We start from the raw sequence: 25,796 nt of genomic DNA on the forward strand, positions 1-25,796 counted from the left end.
TTTATTGGGAATGCCAAAATCAATTCTTGCTCCAGCCACCGCCTAAAGCTTTGTATAGGCTAACTCGCGCATCGAGCAAATCACGTTGAGCGCTAACTAACTGAAGCTGGCTGCTAAACAAATTACGTTGAGCATCCAGCACTTCAAGATAGCTGGCAAATCCATTGTCATAGCGTAACGTTGCTAATTTAAGCTGTCGCTGTGTCGATGTGACTTGAGTTTGTTCGGCTGCGACGCGGTCATTAATAACTTTGTTAGCAACAAGTACGTTGCGAGTGTCAACAAAAGCGTTTTGAATTGCTTGTTGATAGATTGCTGCGGCCTGCCGATCACGCGCCTTCGCCTGATCAATTTGTGAGGCGGTTAATCCACCATCAAATAGTGGCATTGTGAGGTTGCCCGCAAATGCCCACGTCTGTGCCGAGCCTTGGAATAGTCGTGAAAAATCAAGGCTTTCTAACCCAAGTAGCCCTGTTAGCGACAATCGAGGGAAGTAGGCGGCACGTGCAGATTGAATGCGTGCACGGGCAGCGAGTAAGCCCGCCTCGGCCTGAGCAATATCTGGTCGACGAAGTAATAATGACGAATCCAGTCCTGCAGGGATCACTGGTGGCGTAGTCAATTGATCAATTGTTAGGCCACGGCTTACCCCAGACTCTACTAGTGCGCGTGGAGACTGGCCAACTAAAACACTCAAAGCACCTTCAGTTTTGGCGATTGAGATTTCTAAGTCTGGTTTCTTGGCCTGTGCAGCAGCTAACTCTGCTTGCGCTTGACGCACATCCAGTTCAGAGGTGATACCACCTTTAAAACGTTTTTCGCGCAAATCATAGGCTTCTTGCCGTGATTTAATTGTTTCATCTGTGATGATTAATTGCGCATCAAGGGCGCGAAGATTGAAGTAGTTTTGTGCCACTTCAGCTGTGAGGGTAAGTTTTACCCCTTCACGATTAAACTCAGTGGCCAATAAATCTTGTTTAGCTGCAGTAGACAGATTGCGAATTCTTCCCCATAAGTCGATTTCCCAGCTAGCTTGACCAACTAATTTATAGTCACTAACTGTGCTGCCTGGTGCTGTGCCGCCTTCTTTGGAGAATTTTTGTGTTCCAGCATCAGCTCCAAGTCCTAATTTGGGAAGCTGGTCAGAAGAAACAATCCCCAGTACTGCACGCGCTTCATCGACTTTGGCAGTAGCCAAAGCTAAATTTTGATTGTTAATCAGTGCGTACTCAATCAATTGATTAAGTATCGGGTCATTAAATTGTGACCACCAATTTTCAATTGCTACCGCATCTGCCTGAGTTGCTACAGCAGGAATTTCAACCGTGGGCAGGGTGTTGTCCGGAGTGAAAGCACAAGCGGATAGTAGCGTGGCAATACTCAGGGATAGTATTGTTTTACGCATGTTCATCTCCCTTGGCGACTTGGTTGCTCGTCGCTGTATCTGTGGCTACTTTCTTCTCGCTACTTTTCATAATCAAACGGAAGAACAATGGAATAAAGTAGATGGCAATAAATGTCGCCGCCAACATGCCGCCGATTACTGGGGTGCCAAGCGCTTTACGGCTGGCTGCACCTGCTCCACTTGAAATTACAAGTGGTACACAACCCAGAATAAATGCGAGCGAAGTCATGACGATGGGGCGGAAGCGGAGTCGTGACGCCTCCAGCGCCGAATCGAGTAAGCTCATTCCTTCTTCATGTTTCATTACCGCAAATTCGACGATCAAAATCGCATTCTTGGCGGCTAGCGCAATCAAGGTCACCATACCGATTTGGAAGTAGACATTATTGGTGAGTCCGACGAGCCAGACGGCAAGTAATGCACCGAACAAGGCAAATGGCACTGCCGTAATTACCGCAAGTGGTAAGCTCCAGCGCTCATATTGAGCTGCCAAAATCAGGAATACCATGATAATGCCGAATACAAAGGCAATAACAGACGACGAACCCGCCGATTTTTCTTGGTAAGCTGAACCTGTCCATTCAAGTTTGTATTCTTTGCCCAATACTTCTTTCTCAAGTTCCTCCATCGCTGCAATAGCCTGACCAGAGCTCACGCCTGGGGCTGGTTGGATCATCAGCTTGGCAGCCTGGAAAATATTGAAACGTTCAGCTAATTCAGGGCCGACAGAGCTTTTGACATGAACCAAACTAGTCAGTGGAATCATATCGCCATTGTTTGAACGAACATAAACGTTGGCAATATCTTCGGGGCGTGCACGGAAGTCAGCTTCTGATTGCATTTGCACGCGATAGGTGCGTCCAAATTGGTTAAAGTCATTGACATATACTTGGCCAAATGTCGCTTGCATGGTGTCAAACACGGTATTGATACTAACACCGAGCGCTTTTGCTTTATCCCTGTCAAGATCCAAATAAATTTGCGGTACATTGGCGCGGAAAGTGGTCGTCACAGATGCAAACTCAGGCCGTTTTTTGGCTTCTTCCAAAAAGCGAGCGACTTCTTTTGAAAACTGAGCCGTGTCACCTGTACCTCGATTTTGCAAGTAGCCTTCTAGTCCGCCAGTTGTCGACATGCCTGAAATGGCTGGAGGGTTAAATGTGGCAGCAAATCCGTCACGCAGACCCATGTAGGCCATGCCCTTAAAGGTTTGTGCTAGAGCGAACGAGTCATCACCTTTACCAGCGCGCTCTTTCCAGTCTTTCAGGGTGATAAATGAGATGCCGCTATTGCTCAAAACCGCTCCGGACAGCATGTCAAAGCCAACGAAAGAGACTACATTTTCGATGTTTTTATTGGACATCAGCATCTTGTCGTACTGTGCCGAAACCGCTTGAGTGCGAGTTAGTGATGCCGCATCAGGTAGCATGACCGCACTGAGTAAGTAGCCCTGATCTTCATCAGGAACCAGTGAACTTGGTACCGCTTTAAATAGGGCGAAAAGTGATATCAGCATGGCCGCAAAAATGATAAAGGCGATGCCGACGCGACGATTAAGGAAAGCTACGCCGCCTACATATCCATTGGTGAGGCGATCGAAACTATTGTTGAACCAAGTGAAGAATTTACCCGGTTTGTGGTGATTGTTTTTAAGTAAGATCGCGCAAAGAGCAGGCGTTAGTGTTAATGCAACCAAACCTGAGATGGCTACTGATACTGCAATCGTAATGGCAAATTGTTTGTACATTACGCCGGTCATGCCGCCCATAAAGGCGACAGGCAAGAATACCGCACACAGTACAAATACGATGGCCATTACCGGGCCTGCCACTTCTTGCATGGCTAAAATCGATGCTTCTTTTGCCGAGCATTTCTTCTCGGACATAATCCGCTCGACGTTTTCCAACACCACAATGGCATCATCTACGACGATACCAATGGCAAGCACCATGCCAAGAAGGGTCAATAAGTTAATTGAAAAACCGAGGAGTAACATGCCAGCAAAGGTACCAATCAAGGAAATTGGCACCGCAATGCAAGGGATCAAAGTGGCGCGGAAGTTTTGCAAAAATAAATATACAACAATGAAAACCAGTACGATGGCTTCAAGCAGCGTATGAATTACTTTTTCGATTGATACTTTGACAAATTCGGTTGTATCGTAAGGAATAGTATATTCAATATCATTCGGGAAGCGCTCTTTGAGCTGCTCCATTTTCGCGGTGACTGCATTGGCTACGGCAACCGCATTGGCGCCGGGCTGTAAATAGATGCCCATTGCTACGGCTTGCTTGCCATTCAGATTCGCCAAAATATCGTAATCTTTACCACCCATCTCAATCCGTGCGACGTCCTTTAGACGTGTTTTTGCGCCATCTGGCGTTGAACGGATGATGATGTTTTCAAACTCTTCAACACTCTTTAGTCGGCCTTGAGTATTTACAGTGAATGTAAAGTCAACTTTGCTGGTGGTTGGTTGGGCACCAATTTTACCTGCAGCAAATTGCGCATTTTGCTCGCGAATTGCGCTCAAAATATCGGACGTGGTAATTCCAAGTTGAGAGATACGATCAGGGCGCAACCAGACACGCATTGCGTAGTCAGTTCCACCAAACATTTGAAGGTCACCTACGCCTGGAATCCGCTTAATTTCATCGACGATATTAAGAAGGGCGTAGTTAGACAGGTAGGTCGTATCATAAGAGCCTTTGGGCGAGCTCAAAGTAATTACATTAAGAATGGAGGTTGATTTTTTCTTAACAGTAACACCTTGGCGCTTCACTTCCTCTGGCAATTGAGCCATGGCGGCCGACACGCGATTGTTGACGTTGATCGTCGCTTGGTCGGGGTCAGTGCCAATTTCAAAGTAGACATTCAAGGACATTTGGCCATTGGATGCCGAGCCTGATTGCACGTAGATCATTTTTTCTACGCCGTTGATCTGCTGTTCAAGTGGCGCAGCAACAGTTTGGGCAATCACGTCTGGTGTTGCACCAGGATAGAAGGCTGTTACGGAAACGACTGGCGGTGTAATGCCAGGGTATTGCTCTACTGGTAGCGAGCGCATCGCTGCCAGACCGGCCAGCACAATGATGATCGAAATCACACTGGCAAAAATGGGCCGTTCAATAAAGAATTTTGAAAACATATTTTCCTCGGCAACTTATTGTGCGGCTTGGGCTTGACTGGCTTGAGGTGCGCTGGCAGGCATTGGTTTGACAATGGCACCGGGCTTAACTTTCAGAATGCCTTCGACAATGACGACGTCCCCCGCTTGAAGTCCTGATTCAACGCGCACTTGTCCTTGAGCGTCTGCTCGCCCAACTTTGATTGTGCGTGGTGAAACTTTATTCTCTTTGTCGACGGTCATTACCAGTTTGTCAGCTTGAGATTGAACAATGGCGCGCTCAGGAATCAAGATTGCATTGTTTATCTTGCCAATATCGAGGGTAAGGCGAACAAACTGCCCTGGTAAAAGCTGTGAATGAGGATTGCTGAAAATCGCTCGGGCGCGAATTGTGCCGGTTTTTGGATCAACTCGATTGTCGGAGAAGTCGATTTTGCCTACTTGCTCATATTTTGCGCCATTCGAAAGATTGATTGAGGCTTTGATGTTTTTCGAATCACCCATTGAAATGGTTTTCGCTTTCGTCATTTGCTCTAAGCGTTGGCGATCTTCTTCAGAGTAAGAGAAAGTCACGTACATAGGATCAAGTTGCGAAATGGTTGTCAGTTTGCCCGATTCGCCCGCAGTCGAAACCAAGCTACCTTCTGATTGCGCGACTGTGCTGGTCATACCTGAAATCGGTGCTACAACTTTGGTGTAACCTAGGTTGAGTTCTGCTTCGCGCACCTTGGCTTCTGCCGATTGCTGGCTGGCTACAGCTGCTGCATAAGCTGTCATGGCGTCATCGTAATCTTTGCGACTTACCGCGTTTTCCTTAAACAGCGGAATGATGCGGTCTCGATCTGCACGTGCTTTTTCAAGGCGAGCTACTTCAATTGAGAGGCCACCTTTAGCTTGATCAAGGGCTGCTTTGTATGGCTCGGGATCAATTTCAAACAATGTTTGACCTGCGTTGACCGATTGACCTTCGACATAAGTGCGTTTAAGTAAAATGCCATTCACACGTGAGCGTACTTCTACGTCGCGATATCCCGCTGTTTCACCGACCAATTCGAACGACATGGGGGCTGAGGTCGGTTCGATTTTAATTACGCTAACAGGTGCAGGAGGGGGTGGCGGCGCGGCAGTTTTTTGACCGCAAGCTGTCAGAAGTAAGCCCGAAATAATAATGGATAGTGTTGTCAATTTTGGGGTGATCATACTGGGCTGGTGCATTGCCTTCTCCATGTTCTTTGGGGTATGTTTTGCAATTCAATCGGTTATAAGGCCTCTGCTTGCATACTGCAGCTAGTATATTGAGGCATGATGTTTGCATGAAAATTACTGTTAGTTTAGCCGAGTATGATCACTTTTAACCACCAATAATTTAAATGTAATATTACACATGGTAGTTGAGTCAAAATGATGTACCAAATAAAAAAGGCCGTTTGTATTAAGCGGCCTTTTACATTTTAAGAGTGAGTGCTGATTAGCAGGTATGCTGACCGCCATTTATGGCTAAGTTTGCACCGGTCATAAAACCGGCCAGATCCGAAGCTAGGTAGCTAATCAAGCCCGCAATTTCTTCCGGTTTGCCAAGGCGTGCAACTGGAATTTGAGCAATGATTTTGTTGCGCACATCTTCTGGTACCGCCATGACCATATCAGTTGCAATGTAGCCAGGCGAGATTGTATTTACGGTAACCCCTTTCTTGGCCACTTCCTGTGCCAGTGCCATAGTAAAACCATGCATGCCGGCTTTTGCTGCAGAATAATTCGTTTGGCCAAATTGACCTTTCTGACCGTTGATCGATGAGATATTGATCACGCGGCCCCAGTTGCGCTCGACCATGCCGTCGACAAATTGTTTTGAAACGTTAAAAACTGAATCCAGATTGGTGCCAATGACCGCATCCCAGTCTGTTTTGCCTAGTTTTTTAAAGCTCGCATCGCGAGTAATGCCAGCATTGTTTACCAATACATCGACTTGTCCAACGCTCTCGGTCACTTTCGCCCCTAGCGCAACACAGGCATCGAAGTCGGTTACATCACATTCGAAAGCCTTGAATTGATAGCCTGCCGCTTCATTATCGGCGAGCCATGCAGCTTCTTTGCCTGGGCGAGAGTATGTGGTTACTACAGTAAAACCATCGTCTGCCAATTTGCGACAGATTGCGGTTCCGATGCCCCCCATACCGCCTGTGACTAGAGCTACTTTTGCCATTCTTGTATATCCTTGTTGATTAATTATTTGGAACAAATATGTATTATTTGCAGACTTTGCGCTGATGAGCCTTCGTGAGGCTTGCAAAGCGTAGCTAAGGGTTATCCCCGATGTAAATGTAATTATTTGTTTTGTTGACAGAATGGATACACTTATATGACAGCAAAGATAGGTTCAATCTTAATTTCAGGCTGTTCAAGTGGCATAGGTCTGTGGTGTGCTCAGCGTATGGCAGAGCATGGCTGGCGTGTGTTTGCAACAGCGAGAAAGGCTGAAGATGTCGCTATGCTCTCCGAGCTTGGTCTAGAGGCATTGTTGTTGGACGTCGCTGATAGTGCTTCGATTAGCGCTTGTGTAGCTGAAATACTGCTGCGAACTGATGGGCGTTTGGATGCATTATTTAATAACGCAGGTTTTGGTGTGCCAGGTGCGGTGGAGGATTTGAGTCGTGAAGCAATGCGGCACCAGTTTGAAACCAATGTCTTTGGGGCAATTGAATTAAGTAATGCGATTTTGCCGGTTTTTCGAAAGCAAGGGTTTGGTCGACTCATCTTCAATAGCTCGGTGCTGGGCTTTGCGGCGATGCCATATCGGGGTGCATATAATGCGAGTAAATTTGCACTTGAAGGCTTTGCCGATACCTTGAGGCAAGAATTGCACGGCTCAGGCGTGCAGGTTTCTTTGATCGAGCCGGGGCCGATTCAAAGTCGTTTTCGCGCAAACGCGGCTACTCAGTTTTATCGATGGATCAATCCAACGGCAAGTTTTCATCGGCCTTCTTATCAGATCATGGATGAACGTTTGAAAAAGCAGGGCCCTGCGGCGCCATTTACTTTGCCTGAGCAGGCCGTGTTGGATGTGTTGCTCAAGGCATTGAATGCTAAAAAAGCAGCCGCACGCTATCGGGTAACTACACCAACGATTATTTTTTGGTATCTGAAACGATTATTGCCTACTCGTGCGCTAGACCGTATTTTGCTTGCGGCATCAGGCGATGAGCCCGGTTTTTGCTACGGCCGTAGGTCAAAATAGCGTGGTAAATAGTACGTTTCATAATATTTTTAATTTGTCCAGAATTGAGGACAAGGCTGTGGTTCAGGTAGAATAGGGGATTCAAACTTGTGCGCTCTTAACATGACCAAGTATATATTCGTTACCGGTGGTGTCGTTTCATCTCTCGGTAAAGGCATTGCCGCCGCTTCTTTGGCCTCTATTCTCGAATCGCGCGGTCTTAAAGTGACCATGATGAAGCTGGATCCCTACATCAATGTGGATCCAGGTACCATGAGCCCGATGCAACATGGTGAAGTGTTCGTAACCGAAGATGGTGCCGAAACTGACTTGGACTTGGGCCATTACGAACGCTTTATCACTGCCAAAATGAAGAAAAGCAATAACTTCACGACTGGCCAGATTTATGATTCAGTGATTAAGAAAGAGCGTCGTGGTGATTATCTTGGTAAAACCGTACAGGTTATTCCACATATTACTGACGAAATTCGCCTCTACGTAGAGCGTGGCGCTGCCGATGCAGAAATCGCCGTGATCGAGGTTGGCGGTACGGTGGGTGATATCGAGTCACTCCCTTTCCTAGAAGCGATTCGCCAAATGGGCGTCTTGCTGGGCAAAGAAAACACCTGTTTTGTTCATTTGTCATATGTGCCGTACATTGCGGCGGCTGGCGAGATCAAAACCAAGCCGACACAGCACAGCGTCAAAGAATTGCGCGAAATCGGTATTCAGCCTGATGTGTTGATCTGTCGTGCTGATCGTATGGTGCCGGATGAAGAACGTCGTAAAATCGCTTTGTTCACCAATGTAACTGAGCGTGCGGTGATTTCTTGTCCAGATCTGGATTCGATTTACAAGATCCCTCGCGTGCTGTCAGAGCAAGGTATTGACGACATTATCTGCAAACAATTTGGTCTAGATTTGCCAAAAGCGAATTTGACCGTTTGGGATAACATCGTTGATGCGATTCAAAACCCAAAACAAACCGTCAATGTCGCGATGGTGGGTAAGTATGTTGATCTGACCGAGTCGTACAAATCCTTGATCGAAGCCTTGCGTCACGCCGGCATTCATACTCGTTCCGAAGTGAAAATTCACTTTGTAGATTCTGAGTCGCTGGAAACCGAAGGTGCAAATTGTCTGAAAGACATGGATGCGATTTTGGTGCCGGGCGGTTTTGGTAAGCGCGGCGTGGAAGGTAAAATCGTTGCCGTGCGCTTTGCTCGGGAAAACAATATCCCTTATATGGGTATTTGTTTGGGTATGCAGATTGCGTTGATCGAATTTGCGCGTGATATTGCGGGCATGACAGGTGCTAACTCAACCGAGTTTGATCTGGAAACTGAATATCCGGTTGTCGCTTTAATTGATGAATGGGTGAATCACGACGGTAAAGTCGAAAAACGTGATGAAAACTCAAACATGGGCGGCACAATGCGTCTAGGTTCGCAAGAGTGTCGTTTGGGCGAAGGCTCATTGGCTGCGAAAATCTATGGTGCAGACGTGATTACTGAGCGTCATCGTCATCGTTATGAAGTCAATAACTACTACTTGGCGCGCCTTGAAGCGGCTGGTTTGAAGATCAGTGGTAAATCTGTTGGTGCTGAGCAATTGGTAGAAACCATTGAGTTGCCTGAGCATCGCTGGTTCTTTGCTTGTCAATTCCACCCAGAATTTACTTCTACTCCACGCGATGGTCATCCATTGTTCAAGTCCTACATTGAAGCGGCAATTGCGTACGCCCGTGATAACGGTCGCGAAGGTTTGAGCTGCTAAAATCTTGGGGTATTGCTCATAAGGCAATACCCTTTATTGTCTCCAGAGTAATACTAACCGGGGTATGTTATGAAACTGTGTGGATTTGATGTCGGTATTGATCAGCCATTTTTTCTGATTGCCGGACCATGCGTTATCGAAAGCGAGCAAATGGCACTCGATACCGCTGGGCAACTCAAAGAAATTTGCGCGGAACTGAATATCCCGTTTATCTATAAATCGAGCTTCGATAAAGCCAATCGCTCATCGGGTAAGTCATTCCGTGGCTTAGGGATTGATGAAGGCTTGCGCATTTTATCTGAAGTGAAAAAGCAACTTGGCGTGCCAGTGTTGACCGATGTACATACCGAAGCTGAAGCGCCGATTGTGGCTTCGGTGGTTGATGTGCTGCAAACGCCCGCTTTTTTAGCGCGCCAAACCGACTTTATTCATGCTGTTTGTGCCACGGGCAAGCCAGTGAATATCAAAAAAGGCCAATTTATGGCGCCCTGGGATATGAAGCATGTGATTGCCAAAGGTAAAGAAGCCAATGGTGGCTTGGATAATCTGATGGTGTGTGATCGCGGTACTTCGTTTGGTTACAATACACTGGTAAGCGACATGCGTGGCCTGATGACGATGCGCGAAACCGGCTGCCCGGTGGTTTTTGATGCCACCCATTCAGTGCAACAACCTGGTGGTCAAGGTGATCGCTCGGGTGGTCAGCGCGAAATGGTACCGGTGCTGGCGCGTGCCGCCGTTGCTGCGGGCATTGCGGGCTTGTTTATGGAAACGCATCCAAATCCATGCGAAGCATTGTCTGATGGCCCTAACTCAATGCCATTGGGTCGGATGAAAGAATTACTGATTACGCTCAAGGACATCGACCGTGTCATTAAGGCACACTCCTTGATTGAGCATACTTTGTAATAAAGTTTCAGTATTTGGCTGTCAATAAAGTAACAATAGACAGCCAATGTCATATTGTTTGTATATAAGTAATTGGACAAAGGTTTTCACGCAAGGCGCAAAGCCGGAGACAGTACAGCTAGTACGGCAAGGCAAAGCAACGAAGCGTGGGAGCTTTTGGTTTATTATTTAAGTTCTTTTTGTCTTCAAACCAACTTAAGGTGTAACGCCCATGAGCGCAATTGTTGAAGTTATTGCACGTGAAATTTTAGATTCTCGCGGCAACCCGACTGTAGAAGCTGATGTTTTGTTGGAATCTGGTGTAATGGGCCGTGCGGCTGTGCCATCTGGCGCATCGACTGGCGAACGTGAAGCCTTGGAACTACGTGACGGCGATAAAGCCCGTTACCTGGGTAAAGGCGTATTGAAAGCCGTTGAAAACATCAATACTGAAATCTGTGAAGCGATTATCGGTCTTGACGCTGCTGATCAAGCTTTCATCGACCAAACTATGTTGGATTTGGACGGTACTGAAGATAAAGCACGTATGGGCGCAAATGCGATCTTGGCCGTGTCTATGGCTGTTGCTAAAGCCGCTGCGGAAGAAGCTGGTTTGCCACTGTACCGTTACGTTGGTGGCTCAGGCCCAATGGCATTGCCAGTACCAATGATGAACGTGGTCAACGGTGGTGAGCACGCATCTAACAGCTTGGACTTCCAAGAGTTGATGATTGTGCCAGTTGGCGCGCCAACTTTCCGTGAAGCGCTGCGTTACGGCGCTGAAGTATTCCACAACCTGAAAAAAATCTTGCACGACAAAGGCATGCCAACTCAAGTGGGCGACGAAGGTGGTTTCGCGCCTGACGTAGCTGGCCCAGAAGAAGCGCTGGACATGATCATGGCTGCGATTGAGAAAGCAGGTTACAAAGCAGGTACTGATTTCCGCATCGCTTTGGATTGCGCGGCTTCTGAATACTATGACAAAGCCACTGGCAACTACGTATTCAAAAAATCAGGCGGCCGTACTTTCACTTCAATCGAAATGGTTGACTACCTCGAAAGCCTCGTGAACAAATACCCAATCATCTCTATCGAAGATGGTATGGGCGAGCGTGACTGGGACGGTTGGAAAGTATTGACTGACCGTCTGGGCAAACGTGTTCAGTTGGTGGGCGATGATTTGTTTGTTACTAACACCAAAATCTTGGCTGAAGGTATCAAAAAAGGCATTTGCAACTCAATCTTGATCAAAGTAAACCAAATCGGTTCATTGACTGAGACTTTGGCTGCCGTAGAGTTGGCTAAACGTAGTGGCTACACTTCTGTAATGAGCCACCGCTCAGGCGAAACTGAAGATGCAACGATTGCTGACTTGGCTGTTGCTACTAACTGCATGCAAATCAAAACGGGTTCATTGAGCCGTTCTGATCGTATCGCTAAGTACAACCAAATCTTGCGTATCGAAGAAGAGTTGGGTGATGCTGCTGTTTACCCAGGTATCGGCGCTTTTTATCAGCTCAAAGGTTAATTGAACGTTGTTATCTAGTAGCAATTGCAGGCCTCGTTTCGACGATGCCTGCAAGCTATAGTAAGATCAAAACCGGAGCTTAGGCTCCGGTTTTTACATGAACTCAATTTTGGTTGCTCGATGCGAATTTTAGCGTTGGTATTTGCGGTATTGATCATTGCTCTGCAGTGGCCGTTGTGGATAGGCAAGGGCAGCTGGATGCGTGTCTGGCAGCTGGATACCCAATTGGCGCAACGTCAGAGTGAAAATGCCAAACTAAAAGAGCGCAACACTGCTCTTGAAGCCGAGGTCAATGATTTGAAAAATGGCACCGATGCTATCGAGGAACGTGCCCGAAATGAATTGGGCATGATTCGCAGTGAAGAAGTTTTTTTTCAAGTCTTAGATCGTAACGCGACGAAATTGCCAGAAATAAAAGCATCCAATAGCAGTGCAGTAACAGCTGTAACTAATCCATAAACTGTACCGTAACATTTGGCTATTAACTGCCATTGTCTTGTATCTGTTATGTTGTCTCTAGTTCAGCTATAGTACGCTGACATAAGGAGTACATCATGCGTGAAGTGCACGAAATCACTGATTCCCCCGTCCAAAAGAAAACGACCTTGTACATTCAGCTGGCCGATGAAATGGCGCAGGCGATCTTATCCGGTGTGCTGCGTGTGGGCGAAAAAATGCCCTCGATTCGTAAACTGTCTGGGCAGCGTCAGTTAAGTCTCTCGACCGTGATGGAAGCTTATCGCGAGCTTGAAGATCGCGGCTTAATCGAGGCAAGACCTCAGTCTGGTTTTTACGTGCGGCAAAAACGCAATCTGGCTACACCAGAGTTGACCGCACCGCCGAAAAACCCATCCCATGTGTTTATTGACCCCTTGCTCACACCTGCTGCATTGTGGCGAATCAATAAAGAGATTAGCGTTGATTTTGGGATGGCCATTCTCTCGCCTAAATTATTTCCCAATCAGCAAATGCAAAGAATGTTGTCGCAAGTATCGCGCCAGTACCCTGATTTAATTTCCGATTATGGCGAATCACAGGGTGATATTGAATTGCGTCGGCAAATTTCACGTCGTTCCTTGCTGTGGGGTGGGCAAGTTGAAGCAGATGAAATCATTATTACGCAAGGTGGGATCGAGGCGCTCAATTTGTGTTTGCGCGCAGTAACCAAACCTGGCGATGTCGTGGCCATAGAATCACCTGCCTATTTTGGATTGTTGCAGATTTTGGAGAGTTTCAAGCTCAAAGCGCTTGAGATTCCTACCCACCCGAAAACCGGTATATCGGTTGAAGCGCTGGAATTTGCTACGCGCAATGGAGAAGTCAAAGCTTGTGTATTGTTGCCTAATTTCTCCAATCCTTTGGGTAGCCTAATGCCGGATGAGAATAAGCAACGCGTCGTCAAATTGCTCGATGAGCGCAATATCCCATTGATTGAGGATGATATTTACGGCGAGTTTTGTTATCAAGGCGATCGCCCGAAACCGGCCAAAGTCTATGACAAAACGGGCAATGTTATGTTGATCTCATCGTTTACCAAAATCGCGGCGCCTGGTTTTCGGGTCGGCTGGGTGGTGGCAGGTAAATGGCATAAGCAAATCGAGCAGTTGAAGTTCATTAATACGTATTCCACACCGGTGTTGTTGCAGCGAACCATTGCTAAATTTTTGGAAACCGGTGGTTATGATCACCATTTACGTCGCTTACGAAAAAGTTGTGCCGAACAAGTTAGTTATGCGGTAGATGCGATTCAGCGCTACTTTCCGGCAGATACCCGTTTGAATGTGCCGCAAGGGGGGTATGTGCTCTGGGTTGAGCTAAATAGCGCTATTGATACAATTACCCTGTTGCAAGATGCATTGGCGGAAGGTATTAGCTTTACACCTGGTTCATTATTTTCGCCCAGTCACAGTTATCGAAATTGTTTGCGCGTTTGTTGTGTTGAGGCTTGGACTACAAAGCACGAAAAAGCCATTGAGCGGCTGGGTCAGTTGGCCCGAATGCAGTTGCCACAATTAGCCTTGCAAACGTAGTCAATAATTGACGCTACTTCATACGCGAAATGTCGCTTCATGTGAGACAATTCGCGCCATACATAGAGTCCTGATTGAGCTAATACATGCAAGAACGCGGTCGTTTTATTTCGGTGGAAGGTATTGATGGTGCTGGAAAAAGCACGCATCTGGCGTGGCTTGCCCAGTTCCTCATCGCACGCTCTATATGCCTACGGCAAACGCGTGAACCGGGGGGCACCGTATTGGGGGAAAAATTGCGTGAGTTATTGCTCAATGACGCCATGCATCTAGAAACCGAAGCACTACTGATGTTTGCCGCGCGAAACGAGCATTTGCAGCAAGTCATCTTGCCGAGCTTGGCGCAGGGTGAGTGGGTGCTGTGTGATCGATTTAGCGATGCAACTTATGCTTATCAATGCGGTGGCCGTGGCTTATCGATTGAAAAATTTACGCAGCTTGAGCAATGGGTGCAAGGTCGTAGCGAAGGTTTCATTGAGCCAGATTTAACCCTAATTTTTGATGTGCCTCTTGATGTGAGCCAAGCAAGAATGGCCAATTCGCGGGTACTTGATCGATTTGAGCGTGAGCAGGCTCAATTTCATGCCAATGTACGCGCAGCCTATTTAGCGCGCGCTGCGCAAAATCCGCAGCGCATCAAAGTGATCGACGCGAATCGTTCGATCGAAGCGATCCAGCAGGAATTGGCGCAATTGATGACCGAGTGGCTTTCATGAGTAATTTACCCTATCCCTGGCTGGAGCAGCCTTGGCAAGAGTTAATGCGTGATCGCGAACGTTTTCCGCATGCCTTGCTGTTTACGGGTGAGGCGGGGATTGGTAAACGTGCTTTAGCGCAATATCTGGCGCAGTTTTTATTGTGTGAATCCGAGCATAAAACCCACCAGCCTTGTGGCGAGTGCGAAGGATGCCGCTGGTTTCTAGCGGGTAATCATCCGGATTTTCGCATGCTACAACCTGCCGATGCGGATGATAGTATTGAAGAAGCAGAATCGACTAAAAAGCCGAAAAAGAAGTCAGCGGTGATCGGCGTCGACGATGTGCGTGATTTAAGCGATTTTGTGAATCTGAGTGCGCATCGGCGTGGTACTCGGGTCACCATCGTCGCGCCTGCGGAAGCAATGAATACGGCTGCGGCCAATGCATTTTTGAAAACGCTAGAAGAGCCGCCCTCTGGCGCGGTATTTATTTTGATTTCTGATCATTGGCGGCGCTTATTGCCGACGATACGTAGTCGCTGCCGTGTTTTTCCATTGACGATTCCGTCGCAGAAAGTGGCGATGCAATGGCTGGCTGGATTGTCTATTGTGAATCCTGTGCTGCATTTAGCTCATACTGGCGGTGCACCGCTGGCGGCGGTGGAAGATGCTGGGGCTGAATGGCTGTCGGTACGCACTGGCATGCTGGAAAAATTGGCAGAACCTGCCACCTTGAATGTACTGGCTTTGGCCACCGAGCTCGAAAAAGCGAAGTTAGACACTAGTTTGCTCCTCGATTGGCTACAAAAATGGGTTTATGACGTAATCAGCTTGGGGCTGGCGGGCGTTATTCGCTATTATCCAGACTGGAAAGATGGTCTTGAACGTGTCGCATCACGGGCAAATTTACTATTTAATTTTGCTAATCAGCTCACTGAGGCGCAAAAACTGTCGCATCATCCTTTGAACCAGCGCTTGGTGCTGGAAGCATTATTATTTGGATATCTTGACGCGCTACGCGGTCAGGATCGCCGAGGTTAATTATGAGTGAAGATACTGTACGCGCCCCTTCGTCTCGCCCTGGGGTTTTGTCATTAAATATCAAAGAAAAAGCTGCGCTTTACGCGTCCTATATGCCTTTTATTAAAGGTGGCGGCATTTTTATCCCGACCAATAAAGGCTATACCTTGGGTGATGAGGTGTTTATGCTGCTTTCTTTGCTCGATGACCCTGCCAAAATTGCCGTATCGGGCAATGTTGTTTGGATCACGCCGCCAGGCGCTCAAAATAATCATCAGCAGGGGATCGGTGTGCAGTTTTCAGGTAATGAGGCGGGTAATCAAGCCAAAGTTAAAATTGAAAATTTGCTGGGCGGATATTTACAATCTGGCCGTACCACCCACACGATGTAATGGTGGCGTGACGCAAAACAAGCTGTTTTGGCGTATCATCGCAGCATCATAGCCGTACCGGCTGGTACGGCTTTTTTTACGTTTGGATTTAAGAAATGAAGTTTGTTGATTCGCATTGCCATATTAATTTTCCCGATTTACAGGCCGATATTGCCGGTCTGCTTAGTCGTATGGACAACTTTGATGTGAGCCATGCGCTGTGTGTGGCCGTCAATCTGCCTGAATTACCCAGTGTTTTGGCCTTGGCGGCGGAACATCACAATATCTTTGCCTCAGTTGGCGTGCATCCTGACTATGAAGACACGCCCGAGCCGACGGTGTCGCAATTGGTTGCGCTGGCTAAAACCCCCAAAGTGGTGGCAATTGGTGAAACTGGGCTTGATTATTTTCGTTTGACTGGCGATCTGGAATGGCAGCGAGAACGCTTTCGCACCCATATTCGTGCCGCACGTGAATCGGGTTTGCCTTTGATTATTCATACCCGTTCGGCTTCGGAAGATACGATCCGTATCATGCGTGAAGAGCGCGCGGACGAGGTCGGCGGAGTAATGCACTGCTTTACTGAAAGCTGGGAAGTGGCGCAACAGGCGATGGAATTGGGCTTTTATATTTCACTCTCAGGCATTGTGACCTTCAAAAAGGCTGAGGAGCTCAAAGACGTGGCGCGCAAAATGCCGCTTGATCGCCTGCTAATTGAAACAGACTCACCCTATCTCGCACCGATGCCGCACCGTGGCAAGCAAAATCAACCGGCATGGGTACGTCATGTCGCGGAACATATTGCGGAGTTAAAAGGCATTGCTTTGCAAGAGGTGGCCGATGCCACGACGGGGAATTTCTTCAAGCTTTTCGCACGTGCTGGTGCTGCCTAATGAGCTCGGTATCGGTGGAAACGGTTTTACTTGGCGTCGGCTCTAGCGGCGGCTCTCCGGCCTTGGGTTGTTCTTGTCCAACTTGCAGCTCAACAGACCCCAAAAACAATCGCACCCGCGCTTCTGCCTTGATGCGTGCCGGCGGCAAAACGTTTCTGATCGATACTGGCCCTGACTTGCGTATGCAGTCATTGCGCGAGCAAATATTGCGCGTTGATGCGGTACTTTACACGCATCCGCATGCGGATCATCTCAATGGGATTGATGATTTACGTGCCTTTTGCTGGTTGCAAAAAGCGGCTTTACCGGTCTATGGCAATCGGCTGATGATCAGTCATATTCGCGAGCGCTTTCCATATACTCTGTTCAAGCCCAATGAGTTTTGGGATAAACCTGTCCTCACGATTCATGAGGTTGAATCGGACCTCATCGAATTTGGTGGGGTGCAGATCCAGCCCATCCCCTTGATTCACGGCAAGTGGCCTATTTTGGGTTGGCGCATTGGCAATACCGCTTATTTAACCGATGTTTCTGAAGTCCCTGATTCAAGTTTTGAGCTTTTGCTGAACCTGGATGTTTTGTTTCTCGATTGCTTGCGAATTAAGCCCCACCCAACGCATTTGTCGCTCGAACAAGCCTTGCAAATGGCCGCACGAATTGGCGCGAAGCGTACCGTTCTAATCCACATGACGCATGAACTTGAGTATCACTCGCTTTCCGCCATTCTGCCTGCTGGGGTTGAGGTGGGGTATGATGGTATGCGCCTTGTAACTGAATGACTGTAGAGTGATACCTGCTATTAAGTTGATTTGATTGCTTGAGATATTGATTAAGCTGAGGGGATTTGAATGAATAGCAATGTCCTAGGGCAGCCGTTGCAACCGTGCAGTTTTAAGCCATTAACGGGATTTTTTCGGGATGGGTGCTGCCAGCATGATGAAAACGACCCAGGGTTGCATATTGTCTGTGCAGTGATGACCGAGCAATTTTTACGGTTTTCTACTTTGGCAGGAAATGATTTATCCACGCCACGTCCAGAGTATGGGTTTGCAGGCTTAAAGCCGGGTGATCGCTGGTGTTTGTGCGCGCTGCGCTGGTTGGAGGATTGCAAAATGGTGCTGCGCCGCAGATTGTGTTGGCGGCTACCCATGAGGAAATTCTGGATTTGATCTCTTTGGAAACACTCGTTGAATACGCGGTAGATCGACCTGTCTTTTGATTGGTCTTCAGGGTATATTGCTAAAGTCGTTTTCAGAAATGATTTTCATAGATATACCCCTTGTATTAACTCAAAAGCTTGACCTCTTCAGGCTGTAATTCTCGCCACTGACCTTTGGCCAAGTCGCCTAACAATAGCGATCCAATCGCGACCCGCATCAAACGCAATGTCGCGATGCCATGCGCTTCCAGTAGGCGGCGGATATGGCGATTTTTCCCTTCATCCAGTGTGATTTCCAGCCAAGCATTTTTTTCGCCGCTTCGCAGTAGGCTGACTTTTTTGGCCGCCAATTCAGTGCCATCGTCGAGTTTGATGCCGCGTTGCAGCGCTTGAAATAAATCAGGGCTCGGCGCTTGATCGATTTGCACGTGATAAATCTTATCCAAGTGGCTTTTCGGGTCGGTGAGGCGGGCCGCCCAACGCGTGTCATTGGTGAACAATAATAACCCTTCACTGGCCTTATCGAGGCGCCCGACTGGTCCAAGGTGCGGGAGTTGAGCATCACTAAAGCAGCTAAATACCGTTTCGCGACCTTGATCATCGCTGGCGCTGGTAATCAACCCACGCGGTTTGTTGAGCATCAGGTAAATAAACTGTGGGGCGGCTACGGCGATGCCATTTACCGAGAGCTGATCTTTTTCCAGATTAATCCGTTGCTCTGGGTCACGGCAAAGTTGGCCGTTAATTGCTACGACGCCAGCATGAACTAGTTTTTCCCCTTCGGTGCGCGAACAATAGCCCAACTTGGAAAGCGCTCGCGCCAAACTAACACCGGGATGCGCTTTGCCCGCGCGAGCGTTTGTATTGCCCCGGGCACTGTTTGTATTGCGACTCGGGCTGGGGCGTGACTTGCGTTGAAGCACATTGCTGGGGCGATTTTTCATTATTTATCTAAATTGGAGTGCTATTGATGCAAGATGGCGGACATTGCGTGCAATTTTACCGCGAAATGCCGCGTAATTCGCTCAATTGCAATGGACGCGCTAAAATAGCTTTGTCGTCGTTCTGGACGGGCGTTCTGCCCGCATTATGGATAATTTTTTATTAACGATTGTGGCGCTGTTTTTAGTCGCCTTAAATGGATTTTTTGTTGCTGCTGAATTTGGTTTGGTGAAGCTGCGGCAAACTCGGGTTCATAGTATTGCCAAAACCGGCTGGCGTGGTCAGATTTTGGTGAAGGTGCACAGCCAATTAGATGCCTATTTATCGGCCTGTCAGCTTGGCATTACGCTCGCCTCATTGGGCTTGGGCTGGATTGGTGAGCCGGCGTTCGTTGGTTTGCTGGAGCCTATCTTTGCGCTGATCGGCATAGAATCAGCCGCGCTCTTACACAGCGTCTCTTTTATCGTTGCCTTTACGCTGATTTCCTTTTTGCACATTGTGGTGGGCGAACTCGCCCCCAAATCGATGGCGATTCGCCGCCCTGAGGTGATCGCACTGTGGACTGCGACCCCGCTGTATTTCTTTTACTGGATAATGTACCCCGCGATTTGGCTGCTGAATCGCAGCGCAAATCTGGTACTGCGCGTCGCGGGTCTCGATGGGCATGGCGGACACGATAGCCATTATTCCTACGATGAGCTCAAACTGATTCTGCGCGCCAATCAAGACAGCGAAGAAATGCACCCGCAAGAATGGAATGTGGTCGCCCAGTCGCTTGATTTTAGTAAGCTAAAAGTCTCGGATTTAATGCGCCCGTTTCATGAGGCAGCAGCGCTGCATACCGACCGCACTTTGGATGAAAACCTGCAAACCATTGCTGAGCAGCGTTTTAGTCGTTATCCCTATGTTGATGAAGAAGGGCGAGTATTGGGTGTAATTCACCTCAAAAATTTATTTTTGGCTGAATTACGGGATGCGGAGTTGGGTGATTTAAGTGCTTTTGTTCGCCCAGTCGAAGAAGTTAGTCCTGATACGCCCGTGATGGAGTTATTTCGCCGCTTTCGCGCAGGCGCGCCGCATTTTGCTGTGGCCGCTTATGGCGACGAACCACCAGTCGGCTTTTTAACGCTGGATAATTTGCTCGGCGCTTTGGTGGGGGAAATTCGTGATGAGTTTCGCCAAAGCCGTAATGACTGGATGCGCCAAGATGATGGCTCTTTGCTTGGGAAAGGGAGTCTGCCGCTGTTTTCCTTAGGCCGTGCTTTAGGGATGGATATTGATCATCCTGAGGCTGAGACGGTGGGGGGCTTGGTGCAATGGAAGTTGGGTAATTTGCCGGCCGAGGGCGAGCGGATTGAGTTTGAGGGCTTTGATGTTGTAGTTAAAAAGATGAATGGCCCACGAATCGTGATGGTGAAAATTATTCCGCATACTGAAGCAGATGATGTGCTCGAAGACGATGGCTGACGTGAGAGTTAGGTGATAAAAAACGGCGCAAATTGCGCCGTTTTTTATACTCATCAAGTAAATAATGTGCTGGGTATGTTTATGAAGACTTTCTTTTTACGGTTACACATTGATATACCCCTGCAAAAATAGTCTCTTTTTCCCAGGTGAAATCATTGGCCTTGCTGGCGTAATGGCTGATTTCATTTTTCCAGAGCGCATTGGCAAATGGCTCTAGGTAATGATTAACCACATTCAAAATGTAGCGAATTGGCTGCCAACGTTTTGGGTTGTGATAGTCGACAAAAACGGCGGTGCCATTCTCGGGCAAATGAGCCAACATATGATCGACAATTTCACGTTTTTTGTCGTCAGGCACTTCATGCAGTAAGAAGAAGCTGCAAATGACGTCGTAGCTGACTTCAGGGGTGAATTCAGCGGCATCGCTGCGAATGACTTTCGCCCATGGCATCTGCTTTAGCTTCTCGCTGCCGTGTTCAATTTGAATGGGTGTTACATCAGTCAGGTGAAACTCTCCGTGCGGCCCAACCTTTTCTGCTGCACGCTGCACCAAGTCACCATACACATGCGCCAATTGCCAAACCCTTTGGCCAGGCTGAATGTGTTTTAAGTAACGACGCATCAGTCGTTGGTCATTCAAAAATAGCAAAACCTTCACCACAATATTGCGATCGAGCGCATTGACCCAGTTAGGGTCGACATAGGCCCAGTCATAGACCTCTGTCATGTACTCAGGCACGCCTTCGTAGTATGGGTTGCTGGCGAGTGCGGGAGGATTTTTGCTCATAATGGCGCTCAGCTGTGTGAATTAGAGTAGGTATATCGTAAGGGGTAATTCGGGCTCAAGTTTTGTTCTATCCCAAGGTTTTATGCGATAAAAGCCATCAGCAGCATCTCTAATGTCAACCTGAACTAAGTAGTGTTATGCTTACTTAATATTTCTAAACTACGTCGTATTATTACGCATATTGAGTTGCGAATGACAATTGATTTATTAGAACCCCAGCCGCTTTGGCAACATTTTGCGCAAATCTGCCAGTTTCCTCGTCCGTCAAAGCACGAATCTGCATTGCGCGATCACCTGCAGGCTTGGGCAACAGCACGTCAATTACAGAATGAATTGGATGCCGTCGGCAATCTGATTATCCGCAAGCCCGCCACCGCAGGCATGGCCGATCGAGTTGGCGTAATTTTGCAAGGCCATTTGGATATGGTGGCCCAAAAGAATGAAGCAACCCAGCATGATTTTTTGACCGATCCGATTGTGACGCAAATACATGACGGCTGGGTGAAGGCTAGCGGTACGACGCTAGGAGCGGATAACGGCATCGGCGTGGCTGCCGCATTGGCAATCTTGGAAAGCACCGACATTGCACATGGCCCCTTGGAAGTGTTGCTAACGATAGACGAAGAAGCTGGAATGACCGGGGCGCAAGGGTTGCAAGCAGGGTTGCTGCAAGGACAACTTCTGTTCAATCTTGATACCGAGGATTGGGGTGAGATTTATGTCGGTTGCGCGGGTGGCGTTGATATCACACTCAGTCGCTCTTTGCATCACGAGGCGATTCCTGCTGGCTATGTGCTGCGTGAAGTTGCGGTCACGGGTTTACAGGGTGGGCACTCTGGCGTAGATATTCATTTGCAGCGGGGTAATGCCATCAAACTATTGGCTGGCTTGATGTCTAGGGCTATACATCAGTTTGATGCGCGTGTTGTTCATTTTCGTGGTGGCACTTTACGCAATGCTTTGCCGCGCGAAGCGTTTGCGCAAATTGCAATTCCGGCCTGTGATGAAGCGCGATTTAATCAACTACTCGACGAAGTGCGGGTGCAGCTGACGCAAGCCATTGCAAAAACAGACCCTAAAGCAAGTTTGTTGTCTCAATCCTTGCTAGGTAGCGATACACCAAACGTCGCATTAAGTGCGGCAGATAGCCTCTATGTGGTGGATATGCTGTTGGCTTTACCACATGGTGTGCATCGCTGGAGCAGCGAAATAGCCGATGTCGTTGAGACTTCAAATAATCTTGGCGTGGTCAAAATTGATGAGCGGCGCTTTGAGGCTGTTTTAATGCTGCGCTCGCTCACCGATTTAGGTCTGCAGGATTTGAGCCGTCAAATCGAAGCCATTTCCCGTTTGGGTAAATTAAGCTTTGAAAGCTCGGGGGAGTATCCAGGCTGGGCGCCCAATCCTCAGTCACGTGCTTTGCAGCTCTTATTGCAAGTCTATCAGGCGCACTATGGGCAGCCTGCTGCGGTGAAAGTGATTCATGCCGGCTTGGAATGCGGCTTGATTGGCCGTGCTTATCCGCAACTGGAAATGGTTTCATTTGGCCCGACGATCCGTGGTGCGCATTCACCTGATGAGCGGGTGGAGATTGAATCTGTTGGGCAATTTTGGCAGTTATTGCAAGCCGCTTTGGCCGCAGTTCCCACTGCTTGAGAAAAAAGAATGTGGCGCTATTGAAATGTGAACTTTTCACACGCAAATAGTCACATAGGCAAGACATTACACTGAGGTCGAAATGAAAGTAGGGATGAAGTTAGGTTTAGCGCTCATGTTGGCAATGGGGACGGCTGCGGCACATGATTACCAAGTGGGGGAGCTGAAAATAGCCCATCCTTGGACGCGTGCGACGCCACCAGCAGCCAAAATGGGAGGCGTATTTTTGTCGGTCAATAATTTGAGCAAGGAAGGTGATACTTTGCTAAAGGCCGAAAGTGAAGTGGCTGAACAGGCTGAACTGCATCAAATGAGTATGGTCGATGGCGTCATGAAAATGCGCCAAGTACCCAGTATCAATGTACCTGCAAGTGGCGAAGTTAAACTTGCGCCGGGGGGCTTGCATATTATGTTGATTAATTTGAAGCAAGCCTTAAAAGAAGGGGAGAAAATCCCTTTGAAACTCACTTTTGCCAAGGCGGGAACGGTCGAGGTTAAAGTGCGTGTTGAAGCAATGGGTTCGCAAGGTGTTGCCCCTGGTGCTGCGCATTAATTGCGTGACAAATGGCAAAGGGTGACTCAAAAAGCTAATTGGCTTGGCGAGTCATCAACCATTCTTTCAATGTTGCAAGTGGCATAGGTTTGGCATAAAAATAGCCTTGCGCTATTGTGCAGCCCAGATGCTGTAATCTTTCTGCCTGTCTCTGGGTTTCGACACCTTCCGCTACCGTTGATAGGCCCAGTCTTTGAGCCAAACCGACAATCATTTCAACGTATAAACCGGATTTATCGGCATCTATGTCATCGACGAAGCTTTTGTCGATTTTTAGGCAGTCGATCGGTAGGGCTCGTAATTGCCCTAGTGAAGAATAGCCGGTGCCGAAATCGTCAATCGCAATTTGCACCCCAATCTCGCGTAGGCCCAACAGCGTACTGCGTACGTTTTCCGGCTCATCCATGGCGATACTTTCGGTGATTTCTAATTCGAGAGCGCTGCCAGGTAAGTCATGCTTGGCCAGAATGGCGCGGACACGCTCGAGTAGATTTCCGGTTCGAAATTGCGGCATGCTCACGTTGACTGCAACTCGTTCAGGTGAGTGAGGCAAACTGCTAAGCTCTTTGTAGGCGCGGCATGATTCATCCATTACCCATTCACCCATCTCGACAATCAAGCCAGAATATTCCGCTAAGGGGATAAAGACGGCTGGCGATTGGATAAATCCAACTTCCCCGGGCCAACGCAGTAGCGCTTCCATTCCGCAAATTGCCTTTGTGTTCAAATCAATTTGCGGTTGATACCAGACCTGAAGAATATTGGATTGAAATGCTAGGCGTAATTGCCGGATTACCTCGTGCCGCCAGCGCGTATTTGCCTCCATAGCAGGGCTAAAACTGGCCCAGCGAGGATGAGGTTTGCTCTTGGCTAGATTGAGCGCAATATTGGCTTGCTCTAACAATTGCAAGCCATTGACATGCTCGCCATTTATGGCGCGAATGCCGACTGATATTTGCACCGGAATGGTATGTTGCAGTGCTTGTAGCGGAGGTTTGAATAGCTCAAATAAACTATCTGGATTAACCAGTGTCAGTGGCCCGAATAAGCCGAATACATCATTTCCCAGTCGCGCCAATAAGGTCTCGCTGTCTGCAAAATGTTGCTGCAAGCGTTTCGCAAACGAACACAGTAATGCATTGCCAGCTTCATAGCCCAAACCATCGTTGATATCGGCGAAACGACATAAATCAAGAATGGCCACCGCGTGTGGTGGGCGAAGGGCGGATAATGATTGCCCTAATTGATCAATAAACCAAGTGCGGTTGCCAAGTCCGGTGAGTTCGTCATGATAGGCGAGGTAATTTAAACGCTCTAACTGACGTAAATGCCCTAAACAGGCTGAAGTATTGGCGGCAAAGACGCTGGCAATCTGGCCAATATTGATAAATTCATTGAGCGGTAAATCAAAGCGCAGATAAATTACCGCTTGATCAAGACCTGCCTGCAAAAATAGCCATGCTTCATGTAAGTCAAAGCAGTGATTAACGCTATACGCTGGGCGCGTTCTTAATAATTCAAGTGATTCAGCGACGAGTTGCGGACTACAAGCTCCAAAATCTTGGGGGGTGGGCGGCAATCCGGTGAGCGTTGCAACAAAGCCTGTGCAGCTTCGATCAAAAATCTTGGCGGCATTCACTAAAATAACCTGGCAAAAATCGCTAAATTGGGTGCATTCCATCAATTGGCTTTCGGCATGGACGATCATTTCAAGGCCACGACGGTTTGCGGAAATAGCACAAATTTGTTCGTAGCTGCGCAAAGCCGAAGAAAGTGCGGTAATAAGGCGATTACTGGTTAGCTCGGTTTTTAAACGGTAGTCATTGATGTCATGCAGATTGAAAATACCCGGCTCAGGGGCGTGGCCTGGTTGGCCGGTGCGCAAGATAATGCGTATTTCTTTCAGCCCTAAAATACCCCGAATTTTCGCGACCAGATCAAGCCCTGCGAAATCATTCTCCATCACCACGTCGAGTAAGATGATGGCAAAATCATGATGCTTGAGTAATAGTTCAAACGCTTCATGGGCGCTGTAGGCGTGAGTTAGTACAATCGGGCGTCCGAGTAGCTGCACATTCTTGAGCACCAAAGCCGTACTGAGATGAATGTCGTGATCATCATCGACGACCAAAATCGACCACGGAGCTAAGTTAAGCCCTGAAGGTTGGTCTTCGTTGGAAAAAATTAGCAGATCATCGTTCATGCGTACCGCTCGCAAACTATTAATATTACTTTAGCAGTTGTTGGCTCTTGTGCTCATTGTTTCCGGAATAATGGACGCAA

General features: G+C 48.0%; 22 protein-coding genes and 1 pseudogene. 16 read left to right on the plus strand and 7 right to left on the minus strand.

The features are described 5' to 3' along the window. Window positions 1–19: 19 nt before the first annotated feature. The 4 genes from HQ393_RS03960 to phbB all read right to left on the minus strand — a co-directional run bounded on the left by HQ393_RS03960 (window position 20) and on the right by phbB (window position 6,735). The gene (locus HQ393_RS03960; protein WP_179357555.1) at window positions 20–1,411 is read right to left on the minus strand and encodes an efflux transporter outer membrane subunit; all 1,392 of its coding nucleotides are present in this window, start codon (window positions 1,409–1,411) and stop codon (window positions 20–22) included. Continuing rightward, window positions 1,398–4,553: an efflux RND transporter permease subunit gene (locus HQ393_RS03965; protein WP_179357556.1), complete on the minus strand. Its 3,156-nt coding sequence runs from the start codon at window positions 4,551–4,553 to the stop codon at window positions 1,398–1,400. The genes HQ393_RS03960 and HQ393_RS03965 overlap by 14 nt, the downstream gene beginning before the upstream one ends. Window positions 4,554–4,568: 15 nt before the next feature. After that, entirely contained in the window at window positions 4,569–5,747 is a 1,179-nt protein-coding gene (locus HQ393_RS03970) for an efflux RND transporter periplasmic adaptor subunit (protein ID WP_179357557.1), read from the minus strand. Between the two features lie 253 nt (window positions 5,748–6,000). After that, window positions 6,001–6,735: an acetoacetyl-CoA reductase gene (gene phbB, locus HQ393_RS03975; protein ID WP_179357558.1), complete on the minus strand. Its 735-nt coding sequence runs from the start codon at window positions 6,733–6,735 to the stop codon at window positions 6,001–6,003. Window positions 6,736–6,891: 156 nt separating this feature from the next. Between phbB and HQ393_RS03980 the strand changes: the two genes are divergently transcribed. The 13 genes and pseudogenes from HQ393_RS03980 to HQ393_RS18100 all read left to right on the plus strand — a co-directional run bounded on the left by HQ393_RS03980 (window position 6,892) and on the right by HQ393_RS18100 (window position 18,168). Continuing rightward, a complete protein-coding gene (locus tag HQ393_RS03980; protein ID WP_179357559.1) occupies window positions 6,892–7,767 on the plus strand; it encodes an SDR family NAD(P)-dependent oxidoreductase in 876 nt (291 codons plus the stop codon). A 102-nt stretch (window positions 7,768–7,869) separates the two neighbouring features. Next, complete coding sequence (pyrG, locus tag HQ393_RS03985) at window positions 7,870–9,522, plus strand: CTP synthase (RefSeq protein WP_179357560.1); 1,653 nt, start codon at window positions 7,870–7,872, stop codon at window positions 9,520–9,522. Between the two features lie 69 nt (window positions 9,523–9,591). Beyond that, entirely contained in the window at window positions 9,592–10,431 is an 840-nt protein-coding gene (gene kdsA, locus HQ393_RS03990) for a 3-deoxy-8-phosphooctulonate synthase (RefSeq protein ID WP_179357561.1), read from the plus strand. A gap of 211 nt (window positions 10,432–10,642) precedes the next feature. Beyond that, window positions 10,643–11,938, plus strand: a complete 1,296-nt coding sequence (gene eno, locus HQ393_RS03995; RefSeq protein ID WP_179357562.1) for a phosphopyruvate hydratase — start codon at window positions 10,643–10,645, stop codon at window positions 11,936–11,938. A 120-nt stretch (window positions 11,939–12,058) separates the two neighbouring features. Then, complete coding sequence (gene ftsB / locus HQ393_RS04000) at window positions 12,059–12,397, plus strand: cell division protein FtsB (protein ID WP_179357563.1); 339 nt, start codon at window positions 12,059–12,061, stop codon at window positions 12,395–12,397. Window positions 12,398–12,492: 95 nt separating this feature from the next. Next, a complete protein-coding gene (locus HQ393_RS04005; RefSeq protein ID WP_179357564.1) occupies window positions 12,493–13,968 on the plus strand; it encodes an aminotransferase-like domain-containing protein in 1,476 nt (491 codons plus the stop codon). A gap of 86 nt (window positions 13,969–14,054) precedes the next feature. Further along, window positions 14,055–14,684: a dTMP kinase gene (gene tmk, locus HQ393_RS04010; protein WP_179357565.1), complete on the plus strand. Its 630-nt coding sequence runs from the start codon at window positions 14,055–14,057 to the stop codon at window positions 14,682–14,684. Next, complete coding sequence (gene holB, locus HQ393_RS04015) at window positions 14,681–15,706, plus strand: DNA polymerase III subunit delta' (protein ID WP_246307944.1); 1,026 nt, start codon at window positions 14,681–14,683, stop codon at window positions 15,704–15,706. Before tmk ends, holB begins: the two co-directional genes overlap by 4 nt. 2 nt (window positions 15,707–15,708) lie before the next feature. Continuing rightward, the gene (locus HQ393_RS04020) at window positions 15,709–16,077 is read left to right on the plus strand and encodes a PilZ domain-containing protein (protein ID WP_179357566.1); all 369 of its coding nucleotides are present in this window, start codon (window positions 15,709–15,711) and stop codon (window positions 16,075–16,077) included. Window positions 16,078–16,172: 95 nt separating this feature from the next. Further along, window positions 16,173–16,949: a TatD family hydrolase gene (locus HQ393_RS04025; RefSeq protein ID WP_179357567.1), complete on the plus strand. Its 777-nt coding sequence runs from the start codon at window positions 16,173–16,175 to the stop codon at window positions 16,947–16,949. Then, a complete protein-coding gene (locus tag HQ393_RS04030) occupies window positions 16,949–17,728 on the plus strand; it encodes an MBL fold metallo-hydrolase (protein ID WP_179357568.1) in 780 nt (259 codons plus the stop codon). Before HQ393_RS04025 ends, HQ393_RS04030 begins: the two co-directional genes overlap by 1 nt. A gap of 69 nt (window positions 17,729–17,797) precedes the next feature. Beyond that, window positions 17,798–18,001: pseudogene (locus tag HQ393_RS18095) on the plus strand (DUF2237 family protein); the annotation flags it as partial. Window positions 18,002–18,024: 23 nt separating this feature from the next. Then, entirely contained in the window at window positions 18,025–18,168 is a 144-nt protein-coding gene (locus HQ393_RS18100; RefSeq protein WP_246307945.1) for a hypothetical protein, read from the plus strand. Between the two features lie 65 nt (window positions 18,169–18,233). Here the strand turns inward: HQ393_RS18100 and HQ393_RS04040 are convergent, their stop codons facing one another. Beyond that, complete coding sequence (locus tag HQ393_RS04040) at window positions 18,234–19,052, minus strand: pseudouridine synthase (RefSeq protein WP_179357569.1); 819 nt, start codon at window positions 19,050–19,052, stop codon at window positions 18,234–18,236. A 145-nt stretch (window positions 19,053–19,197) separates the two neighbouring features. On the opposite strand from HQ393_RS04040, the gene HQ393_RS04045 reads away from it, so the two are divergent. Further along, on the plus strand, window positions 19,198–20,517 hold the full coding sequence (locus HQ393_RS04045) for a hemolysin family protein (RefSeq protein ID WP_179357570.1): 1,320 nt from the start codon (window positions 19,198–19,200) through the stop codon (window positions 20,515–20,517). 79 nt (window positions 20,518–20,596) lie between these two features. On the opposite strand, the gene rquA is transcribed toward HQ393_RS04045, so the two are convergent. After that, the gene (gene rquA, locus HQ393_RS04050; RefSeq protein ID WP_179357571.1) at window positions 20,597–21,304 is read right to left on the minus strand and encodes a rhodoquinone biosynthesis methyltransferase RquA; all 708 of its coding nucleotides are present in this window, start codon (window positions 21,302–21,304) and stop codon (window positions 20,597–20,599) included. 192 nt (window positions 21,305–21,496) lie between these two features. Here rquA and HQ393_RS04055 point away from each other — a divergent pair, with 192 nt between their 5' ends. Then, a complete protein-coding gene (locus tag HQ393_RS04055) occupies window positions 21,497–22,960 on the plus strand; it encodes an aminoacyl-histidine dipeptidase (protein ID WP_179357572.1) in 1,464 nt (487 codons plus the stop codon). 94 nt (window positions 22,961–23,054) lie between these two features. Then, window positions 23,055–23,513, plus strand: coding sequence for a copper chaperone PCu(A)C (locus HQ393_RS04060; protein ID WP_179357573.1), 459 nt, complete (start codon window positions 23,055–23,057; stop codon window positions 23,511–23,513). Window positions 23,514–23,547: 34 nt separating this feature from the next. Here the strand turns inward: HQ393_RS04060 and HQ393_RS04065 are convergent, their stop codons facing one another. Continuing rightward, window positions 23,548–25,716 (minus strand): EAL domain-containing response regulator, encoded by a 2,169-nt coding sequence (locus HQ393_RS04065; protein ID WP_179357574.1) that lies wholly within the window; start codon window positions 25,714–25,716, stop codon window positions 23,548–23,550. Between the last annotated feature and the right edge of the window lie 80 nt (window positions 25,717–25,796).

Origin of the sequence: Chitinibacter bivalviorum, from assembly GCF_013403565.1 — a bacterium.
Lineage (GTDB): Bacteria > Pseudomonadota > Gammaproteobacteria > Burkholderiales > Chitinibacteraceae > Chitinibacter > Chitinibacter bivalviorum.